General features: G+C 74.3%; 8 protein-coding genes and 2 pseudogenes. 4 read left to right on the forward strand and 6 right to left on the reverse strand.

Annotated elements, in window-relative coordinates:
* Nucleotides 1-1,085: 1,085 nt before the first annotated feature.
* A complete protein-coding gene (locus tag ACSNOC_RS25285; protein WP_436749892.1) occupies nt 1,086-1,499 on the reverse strand; it encodes a CoA-binding protein in 414 nt (137 codons plus the stop codon).
* Between the two features lie 424 nt (nt 1,500-1,923).
* On the opposite strand from ACSNOC_RS25285, the gene ACSNOC_RS25290 reads away from it, so the two are divergent.
* Together ACSNOC_RS25290 and ACSNOC_RS25295 are read left to right on the forward strand one after the other, a co-directional pair.
* The gene (locus ACSNOC_RS25290; protein ID WP_436749885.1) at nt 1,924-2,568 is read left to right on the forward strand and encodes an IMPACT family protein; all 645 of its coding nucleotides are present in this window, start codon (nt 1,924-1,926) and stop codon (nt 2,566-2,568) included.
* 92 nt (nt 2,569-2,660) lie between these two features.
* Nucleotides 2,661-2,816, forward strand: coding sequence for a hypothetical protein (locus tag ACSNOC_RS25295; RefSeq protein ID WP_436749886.1), 156 nt, complete (start codon nt 2,661-2,663; stop codon nt 2,814-2,816).
* Between the two features lie 444 nt (nt 2,817-3,260).
* Here the strand turns inward: ACSNOC_RS25295 and ACSNOC_RS25300 are convergent.
* The 5 genes and pseudogenes from ACSNOC_RS25300 to ACSNOC_RS25320 form a co-directional block, all read right to left on the reverse strand.
* Nucleotides 3,261-4,882 (reverse strand): annotated as a pseudogene (locus ACSNOC_RS25300) (glycoside hydrolase family 13 protein).
* On the reverse strand, nt 4,879-6,075 hold the full coding sequence (locus ACSNOC_RS25305) for an ABC transporter substrate-binding protein (protein ID WP_436749887.1): 1,197 nt from the start codon (nt 6,073-6,075) through the stop codon (nt 4,879-4,881). Before ACSNOC_RS25305 ends, ACSNOC_RS25300 begins: the two are co-directional and overlap by 4 nt.
* Before the next feature lie 52 nt (nt 6,076-6,127).
* Nucleotides 6,128-6,973, reverse strand: coding sequence for an ABC transporter permease (locus ACSNOC_RS25310; RefSeq protein ID WP_436749888.1), 846 nt, complete (start codon nt 6,971-6,973; stop codon nt 6,128-6,130).
* Nucleotides 6,966-8,036, reverse strand: a complete 1,071-nt coding sequence (locus ACSNOC_RS25315) for an ABC transporter permease (protein ID WP_436749889.1) — start codon at nt 8,034-8,036, stop codon at nt 6,966-6,968. The genes ACSNOC_RS25310 and ACSNOC_RS25315 overlap by 8 nt, the downstream gene beginning before the upstream one ends.
* A gap of 25 nt (nt 8,037-8,061) precedes the next feature.
* A complete protein-coding gene (locus ACSNOC_RS25320) occupies nt 8,062-8,298 on the reverse strand; it encodes a TOBE domain-containing protein (RefSeq protein ID WP_436749890.1) in 237 nt (78 codons plus the stop codon).
* A 17-nt stretch (nt 8,299-8,315) separates the two neighbouring features.
* On the opposite strand from ACSNOC_RS25320, the pseudogene ACSNOC_RS25325 reads away from it, so the two are divergent.
* Nucleotides 8,316-8,507 (forward strand): annotated as a pseudogene (locus ACSNOC_RS25325) (aldehyde dehydrogenase family protein); the annotation flags it as partial.
* A 756-nt stretch (nt 8,508-9,263) separates the two neighbouring features.
* Nucleotides 9,264-10,190, forward strand: a 927-nt coding sequence (locus ACSNOC_RS25330) for an exonuclease SbcCD subunit D (protein WP_436749891.1), incomplete at its 3' end; no start/stop codon positions are given.

The following is a 10,190-nucleotide window of genomic DNA, read 5'->3' on the forward strand; positions in this document are numbered from 1 at the left end:
GGGTAGGGGCGGCTGGGTCGGGGGTATTTTGCAGTGGGCCGTCGGTTGTGTTGATGGAGCCGGTGCGTCGCTGCACTTGGGTGGCTGCCTGGGTGGTCTGAACGCGCCTTCCGTCGAACTTGGGTGGCGTGAGCGGGCAAGACTATCGCGAGTTGCTGGGCCGCTCCGGGGCGTGGCCCTTGCGGGTGGGCGGCGGGGAGCCGGCGGAGAGGGATGCGCAGGATAACCAGCGGATCGCGGCGGAGCCGCATCGGGGTGTTCGGGGGATCTTTCCCGCCGTAGGGCTGGCGGGCTCGCTCGTTGGTGACCGTTTCGTCGGAGGGGTCAACGGTGGTGTCGTGTCGCTCTGGGATTGCGCTTCCGTGACGGTCGACCGGGTCGTCGGGCGGTTCCGGGTTCCGCTTCGTACGGGGCGCTCTCCGGTGGTCGGCAGGGTGTGGAGTGTCGTGACGGACGAACTGTCCGTGGCGCATCGCCTGGCCGCGCTTTTCGAGGGCGGCTGCGAGGAGGTGGGCGGGGAGCTGGTGGTGCTGACCCGCCGGGACAGGGTGCGCATTCGCGTCGACAGTGCGGGCCAGGTGGTCTGCCGCATGACGACGGAGCCGTTGAGCAGTTCTTCGGAGGGGGCTGTCGCCGGAGTCTCGCACCACCCGGGTGACGTCGCGGTTTCCGATCGGAAGGCGGTGGCCCGCAGTGGCCGGGGGCCGGGGCCGGTGACTTCGGTGGGTTTCCGGCTCGCCGACGATCCCGATGTGGGGCTGTTCCTGCTGCGGTCGGGTGGCTGGGCTCTCGCGGATGCCGTTCCCGCCCTGCGCGAGGCGGTCGCCGCGGCGAGGGGCCCGGCGTGTGGTTCGTTGTGGCTGCGGCCGGTGGAGTTCGCCACCCGGAGGGCTACCCCGTCAACTTTGTGGAACCGACCATCACCCTGGACAAGCCATCGGGTACGGGCTGATCCGGCCGTAGGCCGGGCCGGCGTGGTGGCTGAGAAATCCCTGGTCAGACGCCGTGCTGGTCGTCGGGGCGCGTCCATCCGGGGGCGGGGCGTTGTTCGCCGCCGCCCTCACGGATGGACGCAGGGCCAGCGACTACGCGTAACCCAGGTGAATAAGTTCGATCGCCGGGCAGCGGTCCATCACCATGTCGAGGCCGGCCGCGCGGGTGCGGGCGTAGGCCGCCTCGTCGATCACGTCGAGCTGGAACCAGACGGCCTTCGCGCCGATGGCGCGGGCCTCGTCGGCGATCGCGCCGGCGTGGGCGCTGTTCACGAAGACGTTCACGACGTCGACCGGGAACGGGATGTCCGACAGCGACGCGTACCCCTGCTCGTCGTGGACCGTCTCGGCCCGGGGGTGGACAGGTACCACGCGCTTGCCGAAGCGCCGCAGCACGGCCGCGACGCCGTAGGCGGCGCGCTGCCGGTTGGAGGACAGGCCCACCATGGCCCAGGTGTCCCCGGACTCGGTGAGGATCTTGTGGGCCGTCGCCGCGTCGCCGTACATGCCTGCCTCCAGCCGGAACGAAAAGGTCGTGCGTCCCATGACAACCCGTTCCGGCCGCTGCGGATTCCCCGGGCGATCCGCCGAGTGTGTCCGGAATGTCGGGGGGGGGCCGGAATTGTGGGCGCGCGGTGGTCATAGCCCGGCCCGGCACCCGGCCGGCCAGGTCGCGGATCAGCGGCGCCCGCCGCCGAGTCGCGCCGACCGCGGTCGTCGTGGCGGGCTGCGGCCCGCCCACCCGCTCTCGCTGAGCATGCCGGGGCGCCGGTACCGGTGATCGTCGCCCTGGGCGTTCGCCATCCTCACGAAGGCGCGGCCCGGGGCGCGAACGCGTCGCTCCTGACGGGGAAGTCGGCCGATCGCGCCCGGGCGCACGCCCCCGACCCGCGGCCACAGCGGCCGGTGGCCCGAGCACTAGGCTGGCCCGATGCGGGACGGGTATCTGACGGTGGCCGGCGAGGGGGAGCACGAGACCGAGGTCAGCCGGTCGCGTTTCATCTGCTCGCTCGCCCCGGCCGCCACCGAGGCGGAGGCCAAGGCGTTCATCGCCCGCGTCCGCGCCCGGCGGCCCGACGCCACCCACCACTGCTACGCCTACGTCATCGGCTCCGACGCGGGTGTCCAGCGCGGCGGCGACGACGGCGAGCCGGGCGGCACGGCCGGGCTGCCCATGCTCCAGATGCTGCTGCGCCGGGAGGTGCGCTACGCGGTCGCGGTGGTCACCCGGTACTTCGGCGGCACGAAGCTCGGCGCCGGGGGCCTGATCCGCGCGTACGGCGGTGCCGTCGGCGCCGCGCTGGACGCGCTGGGCACCGTCGCCCGGCGGCGGCTGCGCGTCGCGCTGATCACCGCGGGTCACGCGCGGGCGGGACGGCTAGAGAACGACCTGCGCGCCGCCGGGCGCGCGGTGCGGTCCGTGACGTACGGCGACGCCGGGGTCACCATCGAGATCGGGCTGCCGGAGGCCGACGTGGCGGACTTCCGGCACTGGCTGGCCGGGGCCACGGCGGGCGCGGCCCGGCTGGAGCTGGGCGGGGAGACGTACGACGGGGCAGCGGACCAGCGGTGCTGACGGTGGTGTCCGGGCACCTTGGTTGAACAATCACCCAAGGAGGTGGGTGCCGAGCAGCTCCCCACGGCCTGACCCGCCCCACGTTGCTGCGCGTGGCCAAATCGCCACGGTCACCGGCGCCGAGGGCGTCGACGCCGCCGCCCGCCGCCGGGACCGGCATGGAGCACAGCCTCGGGCCGACCTGCCACGCGGTCCGCTGCCTGGTGCGGATGCCCTGCGCCGAGGGCGACGGCACGGTGCAGCGGTGAAGGCGGTCACGTCTCCCTCGTCACGGTCATCACGACCGTGACGGCGGCGGACACCATGGGCCGCAACCCGGGATCACCGGCTTGTCAGCAGGTCGCGGGTCGTGGCCGGCCCCCAGGGGTCCAGGCCGTGCAGGCGGTCGCCGCTGCCCGGCAGGCCGCGGCCGTGCCGGAGACGGGCGGCCGATTCCGTGCGGCCGGACACGGCCGGGCGGGCGAGGAGGCGCGGACCGAGGGGATCGGGCCGGTCGCGTCGGGCGCGGCGAAGATCCGGACGGGGCCGCCGTTCCCGGGGTCGGCGGCCAGCCCCGGACCGGGTCCGGGACCGGCCGGTGCGGGCGTGCGCCGAGGCGGTAGGCCGCGGTCGGGCTCCACGACTGCCAGCCGTGCTCGTGGACCCGCGCGCGCCCGGGGCCGACGGGGATCGCGGCGATCTCCCGCATGGTGTCAGGCCGTGGTGCGGTACCAGACGGTCGTGTCCGGCGGGAGGCGGGTGGGGTCGGTCAGCGGCCCGCTGCTGAGCAGGACGTCGCCGTAGGCCGGGACCGGGACCGGGACCGGCGTGGCGAAGGTGGTCACACACACCAGGCCGGGGTCGCGGGCGAACGCCAGGGAGCCGCCGGGGGAGGGCAGCCAGCGCAGCGGTCCGGTGCCGCCCAGCGACTTCTCCGTCCGGCGCAGCGACAGCGCCGTCCGGTAGAGCTCCAGCGTGGAGCCGGGGTCCTGCTCCTGCGCTGCGGCCGACAGGCCGGCCCAGGCCGCGGGCTGCGGGAGCCAGCCCGGACCCGGGCCGAAGCCGAGGGACGGGCCGGACGTGCGCCACGGCATCGGGACCCGGCAGCCGTCCCGGCCCCGGTCGGTGTGGCCGGAGCGTTCCCAGGCGGGGTCGCGCAGCACCTCCTCCGGCAGGTCGGTGACCTCGGCCAGGCCCAGCTCCTCGCCCTGGTAGAGGTAGGCGTTGCCGGGCAGCGCCAGCATCAGCAGGGCCGCGGCGCGCGCCCGGCGCAGCCCGGCCGCGCCCCCGCCGTAGCGCGTGGGTGCCGCACGTCGTGGTTGGACAGCACCCAGGTGGCGGGCGCGCCGACCGCGCCGAGGTGGGTCAGCGTGTCACCGATCACCCCGCGGAACGCCTCGGCGTCCCAACCGGCCGAGAGGAAGTCGAAGTTGAACGCCTGGCTGAACTCGTCCGGCCGCACGTACCGGGCGAGGCGGTCCAGGCCCGACACCCACGCCTCGGCCACCAGCACCCGGTCCCCGGGGTACGCGGCCAGCACCCGGTGCCAGTCGCGGTAGATCTCGTGGACCTCGTCCCGGTCGCCCTGCGGGTGGTTCGGGAAGCTCGCGGTGCCGGGCTCGGGCGGCGCGTCCGCGCCGACGTCTGGCAGATCGGGGTGCTTGAGCAGGCTGTGCGCGCAGTCGACGCGGAAGCCGGCCACGCCCCGGTCCAGCCAGAACCGCAGGATCCGGCGGAACTCCGCCCGCACCTCCGGGTTCCGCCAGTTCAGGTCCGGCTGTGCCCGGTCGTAGAGGTGCAGGTACCACTCGCCGTCCGGCAGCCGGGTCCAGGCCGGTCCGCCGAACACGGACGTCCAGTCGTTCGGGGGGAGTTCACCGTCCGCGCCGCGCCCGGGGCGGACGAGGTAACGGGCCCGGGCCGAGGAGCCGGGCGGCGCGGCGACCGCCTCCCGGAACCAGGGGTGGTCGCTGGAGGTGTGGTTGGGCACCAGGTCGATCACCACCCGCAGCCCGGCCCGTGCCGCGTCGGCGACCAGCGCGGCGAATTCGGCGAGCGAGCCCAGTTCGGGGTCGATGGCGCAGTAGTCGGAGACGTCGTAGCCGCCGTCCGCGCCGGACGACGGGTAGCACGGCGTGAGCCAGACGCCGTCCACCCCGAGCGCGCGCAGGTGGTCGAGGCGCGACCGGATGCCGCGCAGGTCGCCGACGCCGTCGCCGTCCGCGTCGGCGAAGCTGCGGATGTAGATCTGGTAGAGGACGGCGTCCGCCCACCAGGGGGGCTTCGCCGCGGGGGCCGGTCCGGTGGCGGCGGCCGGAAGGGTGGTGGTGGTCATGCGGCGCGGAATTCGTTGAAGGCCTCGGTCTGGAGGCTGACGGACTCGGGGGTCGGGATGTTGACCTGCCAGCGGGCCAGTTGCTCGGGCGTGACGTTGACCACGGGGTCCGCGATCAGCGCGGGGTCGGCGAAGCGTTCGGCGCCGGTGACCGGGACCAGGTAGCCGGTGAAGTCCATCTCCCGGCCGGCCGCTTCGGGCTCCAGCATCATGTTGATCCAGCGGTGGGCGGCCACCGGGTGCGGTGCGTTGGCGGGGATGGCCCAGACGTTCATGAAGTACTCGGTGCTGCCGGTCGGGAGCACGAACGTCACCGGGTCCTCGGGCCTGGCCTGGTTGATGAGGTGCGCGTAGCCGTTGTAGCCCAGGCAGATGTCGATCTCGCCGGCGCTGCCCAGGCCGACCTCGTCGGCGCCGAACGAGTCGATGTACGGCTGGACCGAGATCAGCAGCTCCCTGGCGGCCTCGATGTCGGCCGGGTCGGTGGTGGCGATGTCCCGGTCGAGCGCGGCGAGCGCGATGGCGAACACCTCGCGGGCGCCGGCGAAGAAGTTGACCCGGGCGTCGGGGTGGCGGGAGAGCATCTCGAAGCAGTCCAGGAGGTTCCGCGGGTTCTCGCCGCGCACCACCGAGGGCCGGTACCAGAAGCTGGCGAGGCCGACGTTCTTCGGGACGGTGTAGCGGTTCCCCGGGTCGTAGGCGTTCTCCTCGTACGAGGAGGGAAGGTTGGCCAGGTTCGGGATCAGGTCGCGGTTGATCTCCGCCAGCAGGCCGCGCTCGCGCATCATGACCACCTCGGCGGGGCCGGGCACCACGATGTCGTACTCCGCGCCGCCGGTGTCCATCCTGGAGATCAGCTCGACGCCGGTGACGTAGGTCTCCAGGGTGACCCGGGGGCCTTCCGCCTCGGTGAACAGCCGCAGGTTCTCCTCGCTGACGTAGTCGGCGTAGTTGGCCATCAGCAGGGCGTCCTCGATGGGCTGCCCGGACTCGGCGCCGGAGCCGGTGGGCTGCTCCTGGCCCGCGGAGAAACAGCCGGAGAGGGTGGCTGTGGCCGTGCCGGCGCCCGCGGCGAGCAGGAAGCGGCGCCGGCTCAGCCCGGTGCTGAGGCGGGTGCCGAGTCTTCGGGCGTGGGCCGGGGTGCACAGGACGCGGAGGTGGGCGGGGGAGTGGTGCCGGGTGTGGAGCTTCATGGTGGTGTTCTCCAGGACGGGGACGGGGACGGGGACGGGCCGAAGGGCGGGACTAGGAGAGGGGGTTGGCGTCGGCGGCGCGTTGTCCGCGGGCCGCGGCGAGGCGCAGCAGGCCGCCGCATCCGGCGAGCAGCAGTACGGTGCCGCCGAGTACGAGCGTGGCCGCGGCGTTGACCTCGGGCGACAGGCCGGTGCGCAGCGAGGCGAGGATGTACAGCGGCCAGGTGGTGTTGCCCGAGCCGGCGAGGAACTGGGACAGGATCACGTCGTCGAAGGAGAAGGTGAACGCCAGCAGCCCGCCGGCGAGGATCGCCGGGTAGAGCTGCGGCAGTGTCACCTGCCGGAAGGTCGCCCACCGGGTCGCGCCGAGGTCCGCGCTCGCCAGTTCCAGGCCCACGGGCAGCCGGGACAGCCGGGCGCGCACGGTCATCATCACCAGCGCGATGCCGAACAGGCAGTGCGAGACCATCATCGGGCCCCGGCCGAGGGGCGTGTTCGCCTGCTCGAAGTAGAGCAGGAGGCCGATGGCCAGCATCAGTTCGGGGACGACGAGGCCGAGGATCAGGAACGCCTGGAGCGGCCCCGACCCGCGCGCCCGCCCGGCGAGGCCGAGGGCCGCCGCGGTGCCGAGCACCACGGAGACGGCGCCCGCGCCCAGGCCGATGGCCAGCGAGAGGGCGATGGCCTCGCGGATGCCGTCGTTCCCCGCGGCGGCGCGGAACCAGCGCACCGACCAGCCCTCCCACAGCGGGACGACGTCGCCCGCGTTGAAGGCGTAGACCGCGGTGATGACCAGGGGGAAGAAGAGGAACAGGTAGACGGCGAGGCTGTACGCGGTGAGCAGGCGGCGCACCACGCGCCGGTCCCGGGCGCTGCCGCCGGTGGTGTGGTCAGCCATGGCGGGTCCCTGAGCGTCTGCCCGGTCGGAGGTGGAGCAGGGTCAGCACGGACAGCGCGGCCGTCATCAGCAGGGCGAGGGCCGCGCCGCTCGGGTAGTTCTGCTCCTCCAGGAAGGCGCGGCTGATGAGGTTGCCCATGAGGTCCACGCGCCCGCCGCCGAGGATCTGCGGCACCAGGTAGTCGCCCGTCATCGGGATGAACACCAGCAGCGCGCCGGTCGTCAGGCCCGGCAGGCTGAGCGGGAGCGTGATCTGGAGGAACGCCTTCCAGCGTGGCGCGCCCAGGTCACCGGCCGCCCGGATCAGGGACCAGTCCATGCGTTCGAGGGCGGAGAAGGCAGGGAGCACGAACAGCGGCAGGTAGGTGTAGGTGAGGCCGATCAGCACGGCGGTCGGGGTGCCCAGCAGCGTGGCGTCCTCGCCGAGCAGGCCCAGCCGCCGCAGGCCGCGCAGCACCGGGAACTGGTCGGACAGCACGATGAGGAACGCGTAGGTGCGGACCAGGAACGACGTCAGGAAGGGCAGCATGACCAGTGCCATTCCCCACATCCGCAGCCGTGGCCCGGCGAACCGGGCGAGCCAGTACGCCAGCGGCAGCCCGGCCAGCACGGTCAGCGCCGTGCCGGCGGCGGCCAGCCCGAGGGTCCGCCAGAACGCCCCGAGCGTGATGTCGTTCACGCTCCGGCCGAAGTTCGCGAAGGACAGGCCGAACTCGACGCCGCCGAAGCCGCGTTGGGTGGCGAGCGCGTAGGCCACGATGACCAGGGCCGGCAGCAGCAGGAAGACGGCGACGAACGCGACCGCCGGGATCAGCAGCGCGGCCCCGTCGCGGGGGCGCCTGGTGCGCACGGCCGTGGCGGCGAGCAGCAGCAGCGGGACCGACACGACGAAGGTGAGCAGCAGCGCGGGGATGCCGAGGCGGAGGGCGAGCGCCGTCTGGTAGACCCAGGCAGTGGCGGCGAGGGCGAGGGCGGCGCCGAGGACGGCGGCCACCCGGCGGGTGCGCGGGGGGTCCTGGGCAGCGCCGCGGGGCGGCGCCGGCGGGGCGGTGAGGTGTGTCATGGGACGGGTCTCCTCGTCGCGGGTGTCAGCGGGGGCCGGCCGGCGGACGCTGTTCCCCGAGGAGGAGCGGTGCCCCGGGCTCCCAGGCGATCCCGACCTCGCGGCCGGGCGCGAAGTCGGCCAGGCCCAGGGCCAGGGCGGACCGCGGCTGGCGCACCAGCAGGGCCGAGCCGTCCGGCAGCCGCACCTCGGACTCGGCGAGGTGGCCGATGACGGACGAGGCCAGCACCCGGCCGGTGAGCGTCCCCTCGGCGGCGGGCACCAGCCGCAGCTGCTCGGGCCGGAGCGCTGCGCCACGGCACCGTCTGGATCAACGACTACCACCCGTACCTGCCGCAGGCGGAATGGGGCGGGTTCGGCAAGTCCGGCATCGGCCGTGAGCTCGGTCCGTCCGGTCTGGACGAATACCGCGAGGCCAAGCACATCTACCAGAACACCAATCCGGTGCCCCAGCGCTGGTTCAAGGGCTAGCCTCGCGCCTCCGCGCGCGCCGGGCGGACTCGGAGGCCCTGACGTGACTGACCCTCACCCGGCCCAGGGCCCGTCGCCGGACGAGGCCGCCCTGCCCGCGGCGCTCCCTCCGGCCCGGGGGCGGGCGTGCCCCCGGAGCACGCACCTTCGCCGCGTTGCCGAGTCACCCACATGTTCCCCCGGACGTCGTCCGCGGGCGAACGCGGACGATCCGGCGCCCTGCGATCGCACGCACCTGGGGGAGCCCCCGGCCGGCCCCATCGCGCGGTCCGTCGGAAGCCCGTGAGGGGGAGGCCCGGCGGGCTGTGATTCCCAGCGAGCTCGCCAACGGCCCGCGCCCGCTGTCACAGGGGAGCGAACGGTCCCAGAGCCTCACGGATGAGGAGCAGTCCGTTGGATGGCGGAATCTCGGTCAGTCCCGCATCCAGGCTCGTGCCACCGGCGATGACGCTCGGGCGGACACATGCGCGTGGACGAGGCAGGGCGCCGTCCCCGGTTCCCGCACCTGAACCCGGCGACCGGAACGCCGCCGCCGAGGACACCGTCGTCCCCTTCGCGCGGCGACTCGTCGCCCTCCGCCCGCACGGAACCGCCCGCGCGCCGTCCGGCCCCGCCAGCCCCGCGGCCGGGCCGCCCCCGCCCCGGCCGCCGCGCGTGTCAGACCCCGGTGGCAGACTGAGGGCCGCCGCGGCGGACAACGGGCCGCGGGCACGGGCACGGGCACGGGCAGGCACGGACGAGGGGAGCGGCGGCGCGGTGAGGTTCCTGCACACCTCGGACTGGCACCTGGGCCGGTCTCTGCACCGCGTGAGCCTGCACGACGCCCAGGCCGCGTTCCTCGACCACCTCGTCGCCACCGCCCGCGACGAGCGCGTCGACGCCGTGCTCGTCTCCGGCGACATCTACGACCGGGCCGTCCCTCCGCTGCCCGCCGTCGAGCTCTACGACGACGCGCTGCACCGGCTCGCCGCGCTCGGCGTGCCCACGCTGATGATCTCCGGCAACCACGACTCGCCGCGCCGCCTTGGTGTCGGCGCCCGCCTCATCGAGCGCGCCGGCATCCACCTGCGCACCGACCCCGCCGCCGTCGCCACCCCCGTCGTGCTGTCCGACCGCCACGGCGACGTCGCGTTCTACGGCCTGCCCTACCTCGAACCGGCCCTGGTCCGCGACGAGTTCGCCGTCGAGACCACCGCGCACGCCGCCGTCCTCGGCGCCGCCATGGACCGCGTCCGCGCCGACCTCGCCGCCCGTCCCGCCGGCACCCGCTCCGTCGTCCTCGCCCACGCGTTCGTCACCGGCGGCCAGCCCTCCGACAGCGAACGGGACATCACCGTCGGCGGCGCCGCCGCCGTGCCCGCCGCCGTCTTCGACGGCGTCCACTACGCCGCCCTCGGCCACCTCCACGGCTGCCAGACCCTCACCTCCCGCCTGCGGTACTCCGGTTCACCGCTGGCGTACTCGTTCTCCGAGGCCGCGCACCGCAAGTCCCTGTGGCTGGTCGACCTCGACGCCCGGGGCGAGATCCACGCCGAACGTGTCGACTGCCCGGTGCCCAGGCCCCTCGCCCGCGTCCGGGGGCGGCTGGAGACGCTGCTCACCGACCCCGCCCTCGCCCGCCACGAGGACGCTTGGGTCGAGGCCACCCTCACCGACCCCGCCCGCCCCGACGAGCCCATGACC

The sequence above is a fragment of the Streptomyces sp. URMC 129 genome, from assembly GCF_051386415.1.
GTDB lineage: Bacteria > Actinomycetota > Actinomycetes > Streptomycetales > Streptomycetaceae > Streptomyces.

Excerpts from the sequence above, each read along its gene's own strand:
- ACSNOC_RS25285 (WP_436749892.1), bottom strand. The coding sequence starts at position 1,499 with ATGTACGGCGACGCGGCGACGGCCCACAAGATCCTCACCGAGTCCGGG.
- ACSNOC_RS25290 (WP_436749885.1), top strand. The coding sequence starts at position 1,924 with ATGCGGGACGGGTATCTGACGGTGGCCGGCGAGGGGGAGCACGAGACC.
- ACSNOC_RS25305 (WP_436749887.1), bottom strand. The coding sequence starts at position 6,075 with ATGAAGCTCCACACCCGGCACCACTCCCCCGCCCACCTCCGCGTCCTG.
- ACSNOC_RS25310 (WP_436749888.1), bottom strand. The coding sequence starts at position 6,973 with ATGGCTGACCACACCACCGGCGGCAGCGCCCGGGACCGGCGCGTGGTG.
- ACSNOC_RS25315 (WP_436749889.1), bottom strand. The coding sequence starts at position 8,036 with ATGACACACCTCACCGCCCCGCCGGCGCCGCCCCGCGGCGCTGCCCAG.